Origin of the sequence: Roseburia sp. TF10-5 (assembly GCF_003462365.1) — a bacterium.
In the GTDB taxonomy this organism is placed as follows: Bacteria; Bacillota; Clostridia; order Lachnospirales; family Lachnospiraceae; genus Roseburia; species Roseburia faecis.
In genome coordinates this window covers 170,454-188,791 of sequence record NZ_QTYW01000006.1, presented here as the reverse complement: position 1 = coordinate 188,791, position 18,338 = coordinate 170,454, and the positions used below count along the sequence as shown (strand labels likewise).

Here is an 18,338-nt window from a genome sequence, read left to right as displayed (position 1 = left end):
CTCCTTAAACTCTCTCTGCGATCAGGTCGCCCATCTTTGCTGTACCAACCTGTTTAATCCCTTCTGTGCTCTCTCCTGCCTGCGGCATGATATCAATGGTACGATATCCTTCTTTTAATACCTGTTTCACGGCATTCTCAATCGCATCAGCCTCTTTATCCAGATCAAACGTATAGCGAAGCATCATGGCTGCACTTAAAATGGTTGCAATCGGGTTGGCAATGCCTTTTCCGGCAATATCCGGTGCAGACCCGCCACTCGGCTCATATAAACCGAATTTGGTATCATTCAAACTTGCGGATGATAACATACCGATGGAACCGGTCACCATGGAAGCCTCATCGGATAAAATATCTCCAAACATATTCTCCGTCAGAATCACGTCAAACTGTTTTGGATCTTTCACAAGCTGCATTGCACAGTTATCGACAAGCATATGCTCATACGTTACTTCCGGATAATCTTTTGCAACTTCTTCTACGATTTTTCTCCAGAGCCGGGAAGAATCCAGAACATTTGCCTTATCCACGGAAGTTACCTTTTTGCGGCGCTTCATTGCAATGTCAAAACCGCGCTTTGCAATTCTGCGGATCTCATTTTCATTGTAGGTAAGTGTATCGGTTGCTGTCGTCACACCATCTACTTCCTCTGTCTTTCGTGCTCCGAAATACAAACCGCCTGTCAGCTCACGCATAATCATCATATCAAATCCTGTTCCGATGATATCATCACGCAGTGGACATGCAGCCTTTAATTCTTCATATAAATATGCCGGGCGAAGGTTTGCAAACAGATTGAGCGATTTACGCAGCTTTAAAAGTCCTGCCTCCGGACGAAGCTCTGGTGCTAACTTGTACCACGGGGATGTGGAAGTATTTCCTCCGATAGATCCCATCAGTACCGCATCACTTGCTTTTGCTGCCGCAATCGCATCATCGGTCAAAGGAACTCCGGTTGCATCAATCGAGCATCCACCCATCAGGATATCCGTATAGTGAAATGAATGACCGTATTTTTTCCCAATCTGGTCTAATACTTTTTTTGCCTCTGTAACGATCTCCGGTCCAATACCGTCTCCCGAGATCACACCAATTTGACATTCCATTGCTTTTCCTCTTTTCTACTCTGCTGTTTCAAAGTCTATTACCTATTAATATATAGCAACAGGGGCTTCTTTTCAACTAAAAATCCATTTTACTTTTTCATAAATAATATAACCTGAAATTATAATAGATCTTTTTTATTATTCTGAATTGAGAAAGAAATGCAAAAAGGTGCCGCAAATGCGACACCCTCTCTCATGTTCTTTATGATGCAGACTCTGCTTTTTCCACATCTGCAATTGCAGCTTTCTGCATTGGAATACGACAGTTTTTGTTGTTTCCGAACTCTACGATAACGGTATCATCTACAATATCAATAATTGTTCCATAGAAACCGGATGTAGTAAGAACGGTGTCTCCCACAGCTACTTCAGAAAGCATCAGGTCTTTTTTCTTCTGCTCCTTCTTCTGTGGACGAATCATCAGAAAATACATAAATCCGAAGATTACTACCAGCCAGATAATCATACCAAACATGCCCATTCCGCCAGAAGCGGAAGCGCTGCTATTTGCTAAAATTGCGCTCATCAATGTTTCCTCCTATATTCAAATACTAAAACCCATTCTACACAACTTCCGTTCTTTGGGCAAGCCTTTTTGGCTTTTTTAGACATTTTTTATACTTGACTGTCCCATCCGGTACAGTTTTTCTTCTTTGTAGGAAGCAAAATTTCCGGCATCGAGAGCATCCCGGATCTCTTCCATCATGGTATTGTAAAAATACAGGTTATGAAGAACACACAGGCGCATGCCAAGCATTTCCTTTGCTTTTAACAGATGCCGGATATAGGCTCTGCTGTAGTGCCGGCATGCCGGACACTGGCAGCCCTCCTCAATCGGACGCATGTCTTTTTCGTATTTCTGGTTAAACAGATTCAACTTTCCTTCGTTGGTATATACATGTCCGTGGCGTCCGTTTCTGCTCGGATATACACAGTCAAAGAAATCGATTCCGCGCGCTACCCCCTCGAGAATATTTGCAGGTGTTCCCACGCCCATCAGATACGTCGGCTTGTTTTTCGGAAGATACGGAACGGTCTCCTCTATGATCTGATACATCTGTTCATGGGTTTCTCCCACTGCAAGTCCGCCAATTGCATACCCATCCAGATCCAGTTCCGAAATTCTCTTTGCATGGTCCGTCCGGATATCCGAAAAAATTGCTCCCTGGTTAATTCCAAACAACAGCTGCTCTTTATTAATCGTATCTTCCAGACTGTTCAGACGCTGCATTTCTTTTTTGCACCGCTCCAGCCAGCGGGTCGTACGCGCAACAGAATCTTCGACATATCTGCGCTCTGCCACACTCGATGGACACTCGTCAAATGCCATGGCAATCGTCGATCCGAGGTTTGACTGGATCTGCATGCTCTCTTCCGGTCCCATAAAGATCTTTGCGCCATCTACATGGGAATGGAAATATACGCCCTCCTCCTTAATTTTTCGGAGTCCTGCCAGGGAAAACACCTGAAATCCGCCGGAATCTGTCAGAATCGGACGATCCCAGACCATAAACTTATGCAGTCCGCCCATTTCTTTGATCAGCTTGTCTCCTGGACGCACATGCAGATGATAGGTATTGGACAGTTCCACCTGACATTTGATCTCTTTGAGATCCATTGTTGAAACAGCACCCTTGATTGCGGCCACCGTTCCCACATTCATAAATACCGGCGTCTGGATATCTCCGTGCACCGTATGAAACACCGCACGTTTCGCACTGCCTTCCTGTTTTAACAACTCATATGTAGCCATTTTCTGTTATTCCTCTTTCTTTTTATTTACTTTCGAATTCTGCGGATCAAAATACCGTTGGACAAAAGTGTGGAATCTATGTAATGTCGTTCAAGCAGAATTTCTCCCTGCGGCACTACCTCGACATCTTCCTCACAGCAGTTAATCAGCACTTCCACATAACAATCCGGAAAATCCACTTTCTGAAACTGGATCACACGCCTGTACGCTGCATAATCATTCGGAAAATGAAAATTACGGCTTTTTAAGAGCGGTTCCTGCCGGCGCAGATGAATCAGTGTAGATATGATCCTGCTGCGCTCTGCATACTTTCCGGCCTCAATATCCGACCACGGCATACATCTGCGGCAGTCCGGATCATAGCTTCCTTCCATGGCAATTTCTGTTCCGTAGTAAATGCACGGACTTCCCGGCATTGCAAAAAGCACAGCAATCTGTGCAAAATATTCATCCAGATTCTTCACATCCGAGCGAAGCCGCTTGGTATCATGCGAATCGAGCAGATTAAACAGCACATCATTGGTCTGCTGCATATAGCTTGTATAGCAGCGGTTGATTGTATACTCAAAGTCTTCATTCGTCAGGCTCTTATCAATCCAGAAATCCTTGATACTTTGTCCAAGCGGATAATTCATTACCGCATCAAACTCATCTCCGCGCAGCCACGGAAGCGCGTTGTGCCAGATTTCTCCGAGAATATAGATATCCGGGTTGATCTCCTTGACCCGCGCATGCAGTTCTTTGCAGAACCTGTGGGAAACTTCATTTGCCACATCCAGACGGATTCCATCGATTCCGTAATTTTCCACCCAGTTGGCACAAATATCTACAAAATATTTGCGTACTTTCGGATTGTTTGTATTGATCTTTGGCATGGAATCAAAAAAGGCAAATGTATAATACTGTTTCTTCTTTGCCGCCTGCCCGTTTTTATCAAACGGCCATTCATTGATCATAAACCAATCATAATATTCCGACTCCGGTCCCTTTGCAAGCACATCCTGCCACGGTGCGAAATAATATCCGGAATGATTGAACACACCGTCAAGCATTACGCGGATGCCCCGCTTATGCGCTTCCTTCACAAGGTGTTTAAAGGTTTCCTCATCGCCAAAATGCGGATCAATCTTCGTATAATCCGTGGTATCGTATTTGTGATTTGACGGAGCTTCGTTGATCGGTGTCAGATACAGACCGTTGATTCCCAGATTCTGCAGATAATCCAGCTTGTCTGTAATCCCCGCCAGATCTCCTCCGAAACATTCCTCATTGGTCACGCTTCCATGCTCTCTCCACAAAACCACATTCTCAGGATCATTGGAAGGATCTCCGTTGCAGAAACGATCCGGGAAAATCTGATACCATACGGTATCATTGACCCATGCCGGGGTACGCGGTACATCACAGGGATTCATCCATGGGAAAACAAAGCACTGACGGCTTCTGCCCTCCAGATGCATCTGTTCGCTGCTGACAAACCCGTCTTCAAAATAAAACCAGCTTTCCTCCTCTGTCTGAAGTTCAAAATAATACTTCAGACGCTTGTACTCCGGACGCACGGTTGTGGTCCACCAGATCTGATTTTTTAACCGCTTTTTATATATGATCGGCTCCTTTTTCCCATCCCAGTGCTCCCCGCCGCCTAATATTCCCGTGGCAAACGGATCTCCGAGTATAATGGATACCGATTTTACATCGTAACCCGTTTTTATATTGATAATCAGCTCATCCTCATTCAGCGGATAACAGTAATTGTCACTCGCCTGATGATATACTGCGTTAAATTCCATATGTTCCCTCTCTCTTTTTTATGTTTATTTCCTTTAAATATTACCATATCTCTCTTGACTATTCAATGCGATGTTTTTTATAATATCCCTTAGAATATTAACGTTTTTAAGGAGGCATTTATGGCAGGCTCATCATTTGGCAATTTATTTCGTATCACCACATGGGGGGAATCCCACGGCAAAGGCATCGGTGTTGTTGTGGATGGCTGTCCTGCCGGACTCAGCCTCTGTGAAGAAGATATCCAGAAATTTTTAGACCGGCGTAAACCCGGCCAGTCCAAATTTACCACACAGCGCAGGGAAAGTGACACGGTAGAAATCTTATCCGGTGTCTTTGAGGGAAAAACAACCGGTACCCCGATTTCCATGATGGTCTGGAACAAAGACCAACACTCTGCGGATTACAGTGAAATTGCCTCCTACTACCGGCCGGGACATGCCGATTTCTGTTTTGACGAAAAATACGGATTTCGTGATTACCGCGGTGGCGGACGTTCCTCGGGGCGCGAAACGATCGGACGCGTTGCCGGCGGTGCAATTGCGATCAAAATTTTAGAGCAGATGGACATCTCCATACTTGCCTACAGTCAGGCAATCGGTCCGGTGTCCATTGATCCTGCCCGGTTTGATCCCGCAGAAATTTCAAAAAACAAGCTGTATATGCCGGATGCAACAGCCGCAGCAAAAGCCAGCGCATATCTCGAAAAATGTTTACAGGAACAAAACTCCAGCGGTGGCATCATCGAATGTCAGATTTTGGGGCTTCCCGTCGGACTCGGTGATCCTGTTTTTGAAAAACTCGATGCGAATCTGGCAAAAGCAATCCTCTCGATCGGTGCCGTAAAGGGCTTTGAAATCGGAGCCGGATTTGGTGCAGCTACCGCTACCGGGCTAACCAACAACGATGCATTTTGCATGGAGAATGGACATATCTCCAAGAGAACCAATTATTCCGGTGGCACGCTCGGTGGCATGAGTGATGGCTCGCTGTTATTTTTCCGTGCAGCCGTCAAACCGACACCGTCCATTGCAGCAACACAGCAGACCGTCAACAAAGACGGAAAAGAAATTGAGATCAGCATCAAAGGACGACACGATCCGATTATCGTTCCGCGTGCAGTGGTCGTTGTTGAGGCAATGACAGCTATCACGATTTTAGATGCGCTCCTTTCCAACATGACCGCAAGACTTGACCGGATTATTGATTTTTATCAATCTTAACCGAATATTTTTATATATCATTTCATATTTTACGCAAAAAAATCACAGGAGCGCTTTTCGCGTCCTGTGATTTTCTTTTTTAAGCTGAGTATTATTGATTTCTCAATGTCTTTCCCACAGAAACCGTATAATTAGATACAACCGTTGTCTTATCGGAAAGTGTTGTGGTTGCCTGTACAACAACAGAATTGATATTGACAGACATTCCTGAAGTAACGGAATAACTTGCGCCCGGTACACTCGATCCGGTGACGGTACAGTCTGCAATCACTCCGCCATCCATCCCCTGAATGCTCAGGCAGTTCTTTGCCAGATCCAGTGCCGTCTTACAGTTTACGGTAGATACGGTGCGATCTACACTGATCACTGGATTTGCCTGACTGTCGGTAACTTCCAGATATCCCGTAGTTGTAGCCAGTGATGTGCTCTGTCCATCACTTGGATAGAACTTCAGTTCCAGCAGATAAGTACCTGTCTGTGCCTTTGTCACAACATTTCCATTCAGTGAAACCGCAGAAATCGGAATTTCTGATCCACTGCCAATTGCTGCAGGTTCTGTTGAAGATCCACCCTTTGACAGATCACTTCCATAATACTGTCCACCCTTACTGATCCTTACAGATGCAATATTCACATACCGATAGAATACGCCTCCGCGATACTCTGCCAGACGCAGTGTTGTCACTTTTGATGCAAGCAGATCCGATGCAGATGCTCCAGAAGTAATTGCCAGATCAATGACCGGTTTGCTGATATCAACCTTATAGGAAGATGCTCCATTATAAGGAGGAGTCTGTACAACAACGGTAACATTAACGGATGCCTTATGTCCGTTCATTGTCAGGGTCAGGGTATAATTGTAAACACCTGCTGCTCTTCCGGATGCGTCAAATACCATACGGTCGGTTGTCGGATCATAGGTAGCCATAGATACTTTATTGGTACTGTTTTCTACGATCTGGTATGTCTCATTCTCGAGTCTCAGACTCTGTCCATACTGATCTCTTCCCTCAATATTGACATATTCCTTATACCCTGTTGCATAAGCGTTTGACATGGTAATCTGCGTATTATCTGCAGACAATGTTGCAAGGTATGCCGGTTCCGCTACCGTAATCTCGTATACATAAGTGTATTCCTGCTTTGCATAGGTTGCGGTAACGATAATATTTGCGGTACCTGTCTTGATTGCTGTTGCATAAGCAACATTGTTCTTTCCAGGATTTACAAGCAATGTGTCCGGATCGGAAGACTCAAACTTGATGCTGTCATACTTCATCTCGGTATTGTCTGTATCCAAAGCCCGGAAATGTACATAATAATTGCTGCCGGATGCTACATTATGATTGTCCTTGTAATTGGATGCACTGTAATTCGGCACTGCCTCCGAAGAAGTAAGTGTAAGGTTTGTGTTGTTTGACACACTGGCTGCCTTACATACAAAGGTTCCGCTTCCGGTCAGTACCAGATTCGGATCGCTTGCACATTTATAAGTCAGTGTAACCGTTCCGGTATCTCCCACTCCGGTCATATAAATCTTATTATCCTTTGTACGGTAACCATTTGTAATCCGTTCCGTATAAGTAATATCTCCCGGATATGCTGTCTTGACATCAATTCCATTCGCATCAAGAATTTCGTATTCGATTGGTGTCTCTTTTCCGACGGTCACTTCTGTTGTCGCAACTCTAAGGCTGACCGGTCTTCCCACGGATGCGGTAAAGTCATATGTTGACTGTCCATCGGTAACCGTATAGATTGCACCGTCTTTCAGCTGATTATAGGTGGTAAGAAATACCTGTGTTGCGTCATCGGAAAATACAGCCGACTTGATTTCCATCTTTGCACCCGCCTGGGTCCGGATAGAAAAATCTCCTGTTTTCACAAGATTTTTGGCATTTCCGGAATATACAGCCGCTACCTTGTTTGCTGCCATCTGTGCAATTCCGGTCATGGAAGTTGCGACAGTGATAACCTTGCTGTCGGAAACCACTTTATTTCCCGCTTTTGCCTGCACGGTGATGGTATAAGTACCTTCTTTTGCCGGAGTAAATGCACCGGTCTTTGTAATCATGGACGAAACATCATTTCCGTTTCCATCCACAGCAGTCCAGACATTGGTGCTGATGGCATTTGCCGGAGTGATACGGAACTGGAACTGATAGGTCTGTCCCACCTGATATTTCAAGACTCCGTTATCTACAATAGAAATTGTTTTCGGCAGTATTTTAATCTTGGCAGACTTAGTCCTGACCGTGCTCACGCACTTCTTCCCTTTGTAAACTTTTGCAGTTACCATCACGGTTTTATTCTTTGCGGCTGCCTTTCCCTGGGTGCGGATTGTCAGACTGTTTGCAGATGTCTTTCCGCTCACGGATGTCGTTGTTTTCTTCAGCTTTGCATAACTTTTTCCGGTGCCGGAAAGGCTCCATTTTACCCTCTGCCCTTTGGTAAGATTGGTTACGGTATATTTATACACCCCCTTACCGGTGCTGTTTTCATAAAGAACCGTATAATTCTTTACAAATTTCGGTTTTGCTGCCGCATCTGCCTGTACTGGAAATACAGAAATAATCATTGCCAGCGCACACAATACAGCAATCAGTTTTTTGCTTTGCAAACGCATAATCTCTCCTCCTTATCTGGTTCACTCGCTACTTAAGAACAACGTCCTTTTGTCTTATATTAGCACACCCTCTGTGCTTTCGCAATTGTTCAGACAGAGGGTGTTTCTTAAGATTTTTTTAATCCAGGGCGATCGCTTCTTCTTCCCGTCTCCGGAGAATATCATATTCATCCGGTTCCATCCCCAGATCCACATAAAAGATCTGCTGCGGATGCGGACAGGATTCCATCGGCTCTCCCTTTTCATCCATCAGTCCCCGCACCGTAACGGTCACATTGCGTCCGTCCGGTTTCATCACTTCGATCTGTTCTCCGACAGAAAATTTATTCTTTTGTTCCATCCGGTACATTCCCTTTTCATTTTTCGGACCGACAATTCCCAGATAGGTATATCCCTTTTCATACGTGTTGTTATCGTAAATCTGTGTCTCCTCCGAAGGTTTTCCGTAGAAAAATCCCGTGGTAAACTGGCGGTATGTGCAGCTTTTGATCTGTTCGAGATACCATGGCATATTTTCCTGATATTTCTCCGGAGATTCCAGATAATCGTCAATCGCCTTACGGTAAGTACGCGCCACCGTTGCCACATAAAGTGCGGTCTTCATACGTCCCTCAATCTTAAAACTGTCAATTCCTGCTTCCAGAAGATCCGGAATATGCTCAATCATACACAGATCTTTGGAATTGAAAATATAGGTTCCGCGCTCATTCTCATATACCGGAAAATACTCACCCGGACGCTTCTCTTCAACCACAGAATATTTCCACCGGCACGGATGTGTACATGCCCCGCGGTTGGCATCCCTTCCTGTAAAATAATTGGACAGCAGACATCTTCCAGAATAGGAAATACACATAGCGCCATGTACAAATGTCTCTATCTCCAGATCATCGGAAATGTGTTCCCGGATCTGCCGGATCTCCCGCAGGGAAAGTTCTCTTGCCGTTACCACACGGGTAGCACCGAGTTTCTCCCAGAACTGAAATGTTCCGTAATTGGTGTTGTTTGCCTGTGTACTGATATGGCGGTCAATATCCGGGCATACTTCTCCGGCGATCGTAAAGATTGCCGGATCTGCAATGATCAGAGCATCCGGCCGGTCCGGCTTCATGTTCTGCAGTTCCGTAAGATATTCCCGCACACCGTCAAGATCATAATTATGTGCCAGAATATTTGCCGTCACATAAACTTTAACTCCCCGTGCATGTGCAAATGCAATTCCCTCTGCCATCTCTTCCATGGTAAAGTTTTTTGCCTTGGCTCTGAGTCCGAATGCCTCTCCCCCGATGTAGACCGCATCGGCTCCATAAATAACTGCAATTTTTAATACTTCCAGACTGCTTGCCGGAACAAGCAACTCATTCTTTCTCATCGTTTTCTACCTCTACTTTTGTACTGACTGTAATTCCATCTCCCACCGGCAGCACCGCTGTTACCAGATCTTTCCGGTGCGTTAACTCATACAAATATTCCCGCATCCGTTTGTAAATCGTCCGGTTTCTGCGGATCACCGCATAATGGGACTCAATAATGTCTCCATCCTGCAGCACATTATCCGAGACAAGTGTCCCTCCGGTTTTCAGCAGACGCAGAATATCCGGCATAAAATGAATATACTGTCCTTTTGCGGCATCCATAAAGATCAGATCAAACGGCTCGGTGAGTGTCGGAAGGATTTCCGCTGCATCCCCTTCAAGCAGTGTAATCTGCTCTTCTTTCCCTGCTCTCTTAAAATTTTCCCGGGCAATCGGGATTCGCTTTTCATAATTTTCAATCGTGACAATCTCACACGGTACCGGATCATATTCTGCCATCAGAATGGAAGAAAACCCTACCGCAGTACCGACTTCCAGAATTCTTTTTGGTTTTGTCATCGCCAGCAAAAGCTTCAAAAAGCTCTGCATCTCCTTCCGAATAATCGGAACATAGGAATCCAGAGCTTCTCGTTCGACAGCATCCAAAATTCTGGTATTTCCCGTATCCAGGGAATTGATATATGTTACCAGTCGTTCATCTACTATCATATTTATTTCTATTGTGCCTCCGTGCTTTCCACATCCTGCGTATCCGGTACCATCTGCTTTTCTGCAAAGAAACGATACCCGTAATCATAACAGGTCCTGCATAAATGAACGGTTCCATATAAAATCAGCAGGATCAGCATAATAACAAACGCAATTTTAATGAAAGTGAACAAAGCTTTATTCATAATACCCCTATACTTCCATGATAATCGGCATGATCATCGGACGTCTCTTGGTCTCTTTCCAGACGAAATCACCCAGAGCATCTTTTACTTCATTTTTGATCTTGCCCCAATCTGTAATGTTGTGATCCATACAATAATCCATGGTCTTATCGAGAACGGTTTTTGCTTCATCCATCAGACTCTCGGAATTACGTACATAGACGAAACCTCTCGATACGATATCCGGTCCTGCAAGTACCTGTCCGGATCCGTTTTCGAGTGTCATGACGACAATAATAATTCCGTCTTCTGCCAGACGCTGACGATCCCGAAGAACGATATTTCCGACATCTCCGACACCAAGTCCGTCTACCATTACATTGCCAACCGGCACATGTCCGGTCACTTCTGCACCATTCTCATCGATCTCAAGCACATCTCCGGAAGAAAGGATTTTGATATGATCACTGTCATATCCAAGCTCTTCCGCAATCTTCGCCTGTGCAATCAGATGCTTGTATTCTCCATGCACCGGAATCGCGTACAGCGGATTTACCAGAGAATAAATCAGCTTGATATCTTCCTTGCACGCATGTCCGCTGACATGTACATCTTCGAAAATCACATCTGCACCCTTGCGCATCAGTTCATTGATCACACCGGTAACCGATTTCTCATTTCCCGGAATCGGATGGGAACTGAATACAATGGTATCATTTGGCTTAATGGTAACTTTGCGGTGCATGCCGGATGCCATGCGGGACAATGCGGCCATGGACTCTCCCTGGCTTCCCGTTGTAATGATAACCGTCTTTTCATCCGGATAATTTTTCAGCTGATCCACATCAATCAGAATGTTATCCGGCAGGGAAATATATCCCAGTTCCGAAGCGATGGATACAATATTGACCATGCTTCGTCCCTCAATCGCAACTTTTCTGCCAAACTTGTCTGCAGAATTGATGATCTGCTGCACACGATCCACATTGGATGCAAATGTCGCAATAATAATTCTTGTATTTTTATGCTCGGAAAAAATGTTATCCAGCGTTTTTCCTACTGACTTTTCGGAATCTGTAAATCCCGGGCGCTCCGCATTGGTACTGTCACAAAGCAGTGCTAACACTCCTTTTTTACCGATCTCGCCGAAACGCTGCAGATCAATGGCATCTCCAAATACCGGTGTATAATCAACCTTAAAATCTCCTGTATGCAGGACAATTCCTGCCGGGGAATAAATCGCAAGTGCCGCCGCATCCTGAATACTGTGATTCGTGCGGATAAACTCTACACGGAAACATCCAAGATTGATGTGCTGTCCGTATTTGACAACTTTTCTTTTTACTTTTTTGAGCATATCATGCTCTTCGAGTTTGTGCTCGATCAGGGCATTGGTCAGTCTGGTCGAATAAATCGGCACATTGACATCTTTTAAAACATATGGGATGGCACCAATATGATCCTCATGTCCGTGCGTAATAAAAAATCCTTTGACACGATCAATATTTTCCTTTAAATAAGTGACATCCGGAATCACCAGATCCACTCCGTACATGTCATCTTCCGGGAATGCGAGACCGCAATCCACCACAATAATACTGTCTTCGTATTCAAAGGCAGTAATATTCATACCAATCTGCTCAAGACCTCCCAACGGTATAATCTTAAGCTTACTGTTATTCTGTTTTTCCTGTTTTTTCATAAATCCTCCAAATATAATATTCCGCTCTAATATAAAAGCTGTGTTTCTTCATCCGCAAGTTCAGCAAATATTTTCGCGAGTGCAGCAAACTCTGTATCATCATCTACCATCTCGTAAAATACTTCCTCATCCTGTGTCTTTATTTCTTTTAATATATATGCTTCACTGTCCCCGTTTTCATTGCCATCAGAGACAAGTAAGTATCTGATTCCATTCAGCTGTGTCTGTTCTTCCACAGCAAATTCCACCACCTCATTGGTGTCCGGATCTGTAAACTGAATTTTTTCCATTTATTTTTTCCTTGTATTTTTATTTTTCTTCTGGATGATTTGAAAGATAATCCAGATATCCCTGTAATATAAAAATAGCCGCAATTTCATCTACATATTCCTTGCGGTTTTCTCTTCGAATTCCTGTTTCCATCATCGAACGGTCTGCTGCAACTGTTGTCAGCCGTTCATCCCATAAAATAACAGGGAGACCACAGCGTTTTTCAAGCATTTCCTTGAATTCTTTTGTTTTCTCGCAGCGCTCCCCTTCTGTACTGTTCATATTTTTCGGGTAACCGAGCACAATTTTTTCCACCTCGTACTCGCTTACCAGCTGTTCGATCCGCGCCAGTGTCTGCCTGAGCTTCGTTGGAGCTTTCCTTCGGATAATTTCCACTCCCTGCGCTGTAATTAACAGCGCATCACTCACTGCAACACCCACTGTCTTTGAACCGAAATCCAATCCTAAAATCCGCATAATTCTCCCGTACCGGATTATTCCCAGGAATTGTTTTTGATGTATGCACGTAAAACTTCTTCTACAAGTTCGTCCCGCTCTACCTTCATGATCAGACTTCTCGCATTGTTATGACTGGTAATATATGTCGGATCTCCGGACATAATATATCCTACAATCTGATTCACCGGATTGTATCCTTTCTCACTCAATGCACGGAATACGATCTCTAAAACATCTCTTACCTGTAATTCCGGTTCCTTTTGTACTGTAAAATATTGTGTATTATTTAAATTCTCCATATTCGCCGTCCCTGCCCTTGTTCATTCCAACAAGTCCTGTCCCATCTATTGTATACGAAATTGAGGAAAAATACAAGCGCTATAGTTTCATACGGTAAATCTCATCGGTCAGAGCCGCTTCCACTCTTCCCCTTTTCATCACATTATCAAGCGGTTCTTCCGTTTTTGCCGCGATCTTTACATACTCTTTGGTATATCCAGTATACCACGTTTCTCCGTCAACTTCCATTGGTTCCTCAAAGAGTACTTCTTCCTCTTTTCCCACATAATACGCGCGGAATTCCCTCGACATACTTTCCGCAAGTGCCAGCAGCTGGGCACTGCGCTTCGTCTTGATTTCCTCCGGCACCTGATGTTCCATCACTGCCGCACGGGTTCCCTGCCGTCGGGAATATTTAAAAATATGCATCTCATAAAAATGAATGCGTTTTAAATATTCCTTTGTCTGTGCAAATTCTTCTTCTGTCTCTCCAGGAAATCCAACAATAACATCCGTTGTGATTGCCGGATGCGTAAAGTTTTTCCGTAAAATACTGCATGCATTTTCGTATTCTTCCGTCGTATATTTCCGATTCATCCGGGCAAGCGTTGCATCGCATCCGCTCTGCAGTGACAGATGAAAATGCGGACAGATCTTCTCCATCTTTGCCAGTTCTTCTGCAAATGTTTCCGTCACGATTCTCGGTTCCAGCGAACCTAAACGGATACGCCGGATTCCCTCCACCTGATGCACCATCTGGATCAGATGCAGCAGACTTTCCCCGCAGTCAATCCCGTAGGAGCTCAGATGAATTCCGGTCAGTACCACTTCCTGATATCCGGACGCTGCCAGACGCTTTACTTCCTCCAGAACATTCTGAACATTTCTGCTTCTCACCCGTCCTCTGGCATACGGAATAATGCAGTAACTGCAGAACTGGTTACAGCCATCCTGTACTTTTATAAACGCGCGGGTATGCTCTGCTGCATGATCCAGTGTCAGCTCCTCAAATGCCTGTTTTTCGTGGTTAATATCCACCACAGCCTCCACCTTTTCTCCTCTGCCCGCAAAGAAAGCATCCAGCCGCTCTACCAGTTCTTTTTTCTGATTATTTCCGATCAGAATATCAATTGCTTCATCACATTTTGCCTCATCCTCTTTGGTCTGTACATAGCATCCGGCAGCAACAACAGCCGCATCCGGATTCAGCTTTTTTGCCCGGTGCAGCATCTGTCTTGATTTGCGGTCCGCCATATTTGTTACGGAACAGGTATTGATCACATAGACATCTGCTTTCTCCGAAAACGGCACGATTTCGTACCCCGCTTCTTCAAGCATCTGCTGCATAGCTTCTGTCTCATATGCATTCACTTTGCATCCCAGATTGTGTAATGCTGCTTTTTTCATTTTTACTCCTTTATACAATTATCTTCATACATTTCTTGACTTTTCCAATAAAAAATATTACTATCAAAGATATAAACAGCATGAGTTTTTCATGAATATTTTCAAGGAGGTTTTCATTATGAAAACAGTACAGATTTCATTAAATTCTATTGGAAAAGTAAAATCATTTGTTAATACCATCTCTCAGTTTGAATACGATTTTGATCTGATTTCCGGCAGATATGTCATTGACGCAAAATCCATCATGGGAATTTTCAGCCTGGATCTTTCCAAGCCGATTGATCTCGCCATCCATACCGAGGATAATCTGAATGAGATTCTGGAAGCTTTAAAGCCATACATTATTTCCCAGTAATTACTTACAAAATCCCCTGTCTGTATTGCAGACAGGGGATTTTTTGTTTCACGGAAATAATTTTCCAAAAACAGATTATTCTGCATCTACCAGAATCGTCTCTGTCGTATCGATTGCTGTCTGCATCAGTTCGTCTATTTTTTCTTCCAGCCGGCACTCTGATTTTTTAATATGTTTCAGGCTTGGCTTGGTAACCGGATGCTTTGCCACGAAAATCGTACAACAATCCTCATACGGAAGAATGGACGTCTCGTATGTGTCAATTTTTTCTGCGATTGATACAATATCCTGCTTGTCCATGGCAATGAGCGGACGGTATACCGGCATATGACACACTTCATTGGTCACAGCAAGGGACTGCATGGTCTGGCTTGCCACCTGCCCGATACTCTCTCCGGTAATCATACCCAGACATTTTCCCTCTTCGGCAAAATGCTCTGCAATTTTCATCATATAGCGACGCATGATGATAGTCAGTTCCTCATGCGGACATTTCTCATAAATATAAAGCTGGATATCGGTAAAGTTCACCACATGAAGCTTGATCTGTCCGGAATATCTTGCAACTTTCTTTGCCAGGTCAATCACTTTCTGTTTTGCACGCTCACTGGTGTATGGCGGTGCATGAAAATAGGTCGCTTCAAGTGTTACCCCTCGTTTGGATACCATATATCCGGCAACCGGTGAATCGATTCCGCCGGATAAAAGAAGCATTGCACGGCCTGCTGTGCCAAGCGGCATGCCTCCCGGTCCCGGGATCTCTGTGGAATAAATATTGATCATCGGGCGGATCTCGATATGAATCATCACCTCCGGATGATGTACGTCAACGCTGGTTTCCGGAAATGCATCAAGAATCTTTTCCCCAACAGCTGCATTGATCTCCATCGAAGTCATCGGATAATTCTTTCTGGCACGGCGCGCATCCACCTTAAATGTAAAATTTTTGTCCGGATATGTGCGATCCACATAGTCACATACTACTTTTGCCAGGGCATCAAATCCTTCATCTTCAACCAGTACTACCGGACAGATTCCTACGATTCCAAAAATCCTCTGTAATGTTTCTACAGTTTCATCATAATCGTATTCTCCTTCCGTATCCACATAGATACGTCCGTTTTCCTTGCGTACATGGAAGGTTCCCTCTACACGCTTAAGATGATATCTGATATTCTGTACCAGTGCATCCTCAAACAAATAACGGTTCTTTCCCTTAATGGCAATTTCCGCATATTTAATCAAAAATGATTTATACATACTGCTCTCCTTTTTCTAATGTCTTGTATATTTCTGTAGCATCGGAACCAATGCCGCCATCTCTTTTACTGCATAATCAATCTCTTCTTCCGTTGTCTCCACGCAAAAGCTGAACCGGATGGTTGCATCCAAAAACTCTGGCTTTAAGCCAATACTTTTTAGCGTATGACTGACGGAAGGCTTGTTGGAAGAACATGCACTTCCCGCTGACACATAGATCTCTTTATCCTCTAATGCATGAAGCAATACTTCCGCGCGCACACCTTCCGTGCTGACACTGACAATATGCGGTGCATTGCTGCGATCGGTATGGCCGTTGACGTGTACACCCGGAATTTTTGTCACTCCCTCAATAAAATGCTCTCGCAGGGTATACATCCGGTCGATTTTTTCCTCAAAACCAGTATAAATACGTTCCGCTGCTACGCCAAGTCCTGCGATTGCCGGAACATTTTCCGTGCCGGAACGCATTCCCCTCTGCTGTCCGCCTCCGTTTAACAGCGGATGAATTTTCGTCTTGTCTTTGATATATAAAAATCCGCTTCCTTTCGGTCCATGAATCTTATGTCCGCTGACCGAGAGAAGGTCTACATGCATTTTTGCCGGATAAATTCTCATTTTTCCATAGGACTGAATGGCATCCACATGAAAAAGCGTCTGTGGATTACACTGTTTGATCAGTGCCCCCGCTTCCGCGATCGGCTCCACCGCTCCGATTTCATTATTTACCTGCATGAGGGAAACCAGAATGGTATCCGGCCGGATTGCCGCTTTCAGATCGTCCAGAGAAATCACACCATAAGCATCTACCGGAAGATATGTGACTTCATATCCGTGTTCCTCCAGATATGCCATCGTTGCCGACACGGACGGATGTTCAATGGACGTCGTTATCACATGTTTTCCACTTCGCTTGTTTGCCTCTGCCACACCGATAATTGCAAGATTATTGGACTCTGTACCACCTGACGTAAAACAGATTTCTTTTTCCTGTACCTTTAATGTCTTTGCAATTTTTTTTCTTGCATCGTTCATATAATTTTCGGCGATCACGCCTTTGTTGTGCAGGGAAGATGGATTTCCATAATCCTCCGTCAGTAATTTTACCACCAGCTGTGCCGCTTCCTCACAACATCTTGTCGTTGCCGAATTATCCAAATATGCTTCCATTTTTCCCCTTCTTATATATCCAATTCGTATATCAGCATGGAAAGTGTTGCCATTCCTGCTGTTTCTGTGCGCAAAATACGTCTGCCAAGAGAGATCCGATGCATGTCTTTATCCAGCTGCGCAATCTCTTCCGGGGAAAATCCGCCCTCCGGACCGATCATGACTCCGATGGACGCCCCTTCCGGAATCGAGCGAAAGATCTCTCTTGTTGCTTCCATGCCTCTTTCATTCTCATACGGAACCAGGACAACGTCCAGCTCCTTTGCCTCTTCCAATGCCTGTTTCCAGGAAAGTGGCATCTGAATCTGCGGAATCACGGTCCGCTTCGACTGTTTTGCCGCACTCTCTGCAATTGCCTGCCACCGCTTACATTTGCTCTGTGCCTTCTTTTCATCCAGCTTTACCACACAGTTTTTCATGGCAACCGGTATGACGGTATAGACACCAAGTTCCACGGTCTTTTGTATGATCAGTTCCATCTTATCACTTTTAGGAAGACCCTGAAAAAGATACACCTTATGGGAAAACTCTGTTCCCATTTCATCGGTATCCTCTATCTGTGCCCAGACCTCTTCCTCTGTAATTTCCAGAATACGGCAAAAATACGATCTGCCGCTCTGATCGCTGATGCGGATTTTCTCCCCTGTCTTCATGCGCAGCACATGACCGATATGATTGACATCACTGCCCACAATGCAGATCCGATCCTGCTGCACCTGTTCATCTTCCACAAAAAACTGGTACATACCCTGC

Annotated in this window: 18 protein-coding genes; 2 read left to right on the top strand and 16 right to left on the bottom strand. The window is 44.5% G+C overall.

From position 1 onward, the window contains the following. Positions 1–4 precede the first annotated feature (4 nt). The 4 genes from leuB to DXD06_RS08325 all read right to left on the bottom strand — a co-directional run bounded on the left by leuB (position 5) and on the right by DXD06_RS08325 (position 4,648). A complete protein-coding gene (gene leuB / locus DXD06_RS08340; protein WP_022045848.1) occupies positions 5–1,105 on the bottom strand; it encodes a 3-isopropylmalate dehydrogenase in 1,101 nt (366 codons plus the stop codon). Positions 1,106–1,307: 202 nt separating this feature from the next. Then, complete coding sequence (gene yajC / locus DXD06_RS08335; RefSeq protein WP_022045847.1) at positions 1,308–1,631, bottom strand: preprotein translocase subunit YajC; 324 nt, start codon at positions 1,629–1,631, stop codon at positions 1,308–1,310. Between the two features lie 78 nt (positions 1,632–1,709). Continuing rightward, a complete protein-coding gene (gene tgt, locus DXD06_RS08330) occupies positions 1,710–2,858 on the bottom strand; it encodes a tRNA guanosine(34) transglycosylase Tgt (RefSeq protein WP_117831322.1) in 1,149 nt (382 codons plus the stop codon). A gap of 26 nt (positions 2,859–2,884) precedes the next feature. Beyond that, positions 2,885–4,648 carry a glycoside hydrolase family 13 protein gene (locus tag DXD06_RS08325; protein ID WP_117831321.1) on the bottom strand — a complete coding sequence of 588 codons (1,764 nt, stop codon included), beginning with the start codon at positions 4,646–4,648 and terminating at the stop codon, positions 2,885–2,887. A gap of 120 nt (positions 4,649–4,768) precedes the next feature. Between DXD06_RS08325 and aroC the strand changes: the two genes are divergently transcribed. Then, complete coding sequence (gene aroC / locus DXD06_RS08320; protein WP_117831320.1) at positions 4,769–5,869, top strand: chorismate synthase; 1,101 nt, start codon at positions 4,769–4,771, stop codon at positions 5,867–5,869. 91 nt (positions 5,870–5,960) lie between these two features. On the opposite strand, the gene DXD06_RS08315 is transcribed toward aroC, so the two are convergent. The 9 genes from DXD06_RS08315 to mtaB form a co-directional block, all read right to left on the bottom strand. Further along, positions 5,961–8,495: a hypothetical protein gene (locus tag DXD06_RS08315; protein ID WP_117831319.1), complete on the bottom strand. Its 2,535-nt coding sequence runs from the start codon at positions 8,493–8,495 to the stop codon at positions 5,961–5,963. 118 nt (positions 8,496–8,613) lie between these two features. Next, entirely contained in the window at positions 8,614–9,867 is a 1,254-nt protein-coding gene (locus DXD06_RS08310; RefSeq protein WP_117831318.1) for a peptidase U32 family protein, read from the bottom strand. Beyond that, a complete protein-coding gene (locus DXD06_RS08305) occupies positions 9,854–10,519 on the bottom strand; it encodes an O-methyltransferase (RefSeq protein ID WP_022046438.1) in 666 nt (221 codons plus the stop codon). Before DXD06_RS08305 ends, DXD06_RS08310 begins: the two co-directional genes overlap by 14 nt. A gap of 8 nt (positions 10,520–10,527) precedes the next feature. Continuing rightward, positions 10,528–10,704, bottom strand: coding sequence for a hypothetical protein (locus DXD06_RS17060; RefSeq protein ID WP_022046439.1), 177 nt, complete (start codon positions 10,702–10,704; stop codon positions 10,528–10,530). A gap of 7 nt (positions 10,705–10,711) precedes the next feature. Beyond that, on the bottom strand, positions 10,712–12,385 hold the full coding sequence (locus DXD06_RS08300) for a ribonuclease J (protein ID WP_117831317.1): 1,674 nt from the start codon (positions 12,383–12,385) through the stop codon (positions 10,712–10,714). A gap of 26 nt (positions 12,386–12,411) precedes the next feature. Next, positions 12,412–12,675 carry a DUF1292 domain-containing protein gene (locus DXD06_RS08295; RefSeq protein WP_022046441.1) on the bottom strand — a complete coding sequence of 88 codons (264 nt, stop codon included), beginning with the start codon at positions 12,673–12,675 and terminating at the stop codon, positions 12,412–12,414. 19 nt (positions 12,676–12,694) lie between these two features. Beyond that, positions 12,695–13,132 carry a Holliday junction resolvase RuvX gene (gene ruvX / locus DXD06_RS08290; protein WP_022046442.1) on the bottom strand — a complete coding sequence of 146 codons (438 nt, stop codon included), beginning with the start codon at positions 13,130–13,132 and terminating at the stop codon, positions 12,695–12,697. Between the two features lie 17 nt (positions 13,133–13,149). After that, positions 13,150–13,413 (bottom strand): IreB family regulatory phosphoprotein, encoded by a 264-nt coding sequence (locus DXD06_RS08285; RefSeq protein ID WP_022046443.1) that lies wholly within the window; start codon positions 13,411–13,413, stop codon positions 13,150–13,152. A 79-nt stretch (positions 13,414–13,492) separates the two neighbouring features. Beyond that, entirely contained in the window at positions 13,493–14,800 is a 1,308-nt protein-coding gene (mtaB, locus tag DXD06_RS08280; protein ID WP_117831316.1) for a tRNA (N(6)-L-threonylcarbamoyladenosine(37)-C(2))-methylthiotransferase MtaB, read from the bottom strand. A gap of 118 nt (positions 14,801–14,918) precedes the next feature. On the opposite strand from mtaB, the gene DXD06_RS08275 reads away from it, so the two are divergent. Beyond that, positions 14,919–15,155, top strand: coding sequence for an HPr family phosphocarrier protein (locus DXD06_RS08275; RefSeq protein WP_022046445.1), 237 nt, complete (start codon positions 14,919–14,921; stop codon positions 15,153–15,155). 75 nt (positions 15,156–15,230) lie between these two features. On the opposite strand, the gene thiI is transcribed toward DXD06_RS08275, so the two are convergent. The 3 genes from thiI to DXD06_RS08260 are packed head-to-tail and all read right to left on the bottom strand — an operon-like array spanning position 15,231 to position 18,331. Beyond that, positions 15,231–16,415 (bottom strand): tRNA uracil 4-sulfurtransferase ThiI, encoded by a 1,185-nt coding sequence (gene thiI, locus DXD06_RS08270; RefSeq protein WP_117831315.1) that lies wholly within the window; start codon positions 16,413–16,415, stop codon positions 15,231–15,233. Positions 16,416–16,430: 15 nt separating this feature from the next. Then, positions 16,431–17,585 (bottom strand): cysteine desulfurase family protein, encoded by a 1,155-nt coding sequence (locus DXD06_RS08265; RefSeq protein WP_117831314.1) that lies wholly within the window; start codon positions 17,583–17,585, stop codon positions 16,431–16,433. An 11-nt stretch (positions 17,586–17,596) separates the two neighbouring features. Continuing rightward, positions 17,597–18,331 (bottom strand): 16S rRNA (uracil(1498)-N(3))-methyltransferase, encoded by a 735-nt coding sequence (locus DXD06_RS08260; protein WP_117831313.1) that lies wholly within the window; start codon positions 18,329–18,331, stop codon positions 17,597–17,599. Positions 18,332–18,338 lie beyond the last annotated feature (7 nt).

Coding starts and splice junctions, on each gene's coding strand:
- leuB (WP_022045848.1), bottom strand. CDS start 1,105: ATGGAATGTCAAATTGGTGTGATCTCGGGAGACGGTATTGGACCGGAG.
- yajC (WP_022045847.1), bottom strand. CDS start 1,631: ATGAGCGCAATTTTAGCAAATAGCAGCGCTTCCGCTTCTGGCGGAATG.
- tgt (WP_117831322.1), bottom strand. CDS start 2,858: ATGGCTACATATGAGTTGTTAAAACAGGAAGGCAGTGCGAAACGTGCG.
- DXD06_RS08325 (WP_117831321.1), bottom strand. CDS start 4,648: ATGGAATTTAACGCAGTATATCATCAGGCGAGTGACAATTACTGTTAT.
- aroC (WP_117831320.1), top strand. CDS start 4,769: ATGGCAGGCTCATCATTTGGCAATTTATTTCGTATCACCACATGGGGG.
- DXD06_RS08315 (WP_117831319.1), bottom strand. CDS start 8,495: ATGCGTTTGCAAAGCAAAAAACTGATTGCTGTATTGTGTGCGCTGGCA.
- DXD06_RS08310 (WP_117831318.1), bottom strand. CDS start 9,867: ATGAGAAAGAATGAGTTGCTTGTTCCGGCAAGCAGTCTGGAAGTATTA.
- DXD06_RS08305 (WP_022046438.1), bottom strand. CDS start 10,519: ATGATAGTAGATGAACGACTGGTAACATATATCAATTCCCTGGATACG.
- DXD06_RS17060 (WP_022046439.1), bottom strand. CDS start 10,704: ATGAATAAAGCTTTGTTCACTTTCATTAAAATTGCGTTTGTTATTATG.
- DXD06_RS08300 (WP_117831317.1), bottom strand. CDS start 12,385: ATGAAAAAACAGGAAAAACAGAATAACAGTAAGCTTAAGATTATACCG.
- DXD06_RS08295 (WP_022046441.1), bottom strand. CDS start 12,675: ATGGAAAAAATTCAGTTTACAGATCCGGACACCAATGAGGTGGTGGAA.
- ruvX (WP_022046442.1), bottom strand. CDS start 13,132: ATGCGGATTTTAGGATTGGATTTCGGTTCAAAGACAGTGGGTGTTGCA.
- DXD06_RS08285 (WP_022046443.1), bottom strand. CDS start 13,413: ATGGAGAATTTAAATAATACACAATATTTTACAGTACAAAAGGAACCG.
- mtaB (WP_117831316.1), bottom strand. CDS start 14,800: ATGAAAAAAGCAGCATTACACAATCTGGGATGCAAAGTGAATGCATAT.
- DXD06_RS08275 (WP_022046445.1), top strand. CDS start 14,919: ATGAAAACAGTACAGATTTCATTAAATTCTATTGGAAAAGTAAAATCA.
- thiI (WP_117831315.1), bottom strand. CDS start 16,415: ATGTATAAATCATTTTTGATTAAATATGCGGAAATTGCCATTAAGGGA.
- DXD06_RS08265 (WP_117831314.1), bottom strand. CDS start 17,585: ATGGAAGCATATTTGGATAATTCGGCAACGACAAGATGTTGTGAGGAA.
- DXD06_RS08260 (WP_117831313.1), bottom strand. CDS start 18,331: ATGTACCAGTTTTTTGTGGAAGATGAACAGGTGCAGCAGGATCGGATC.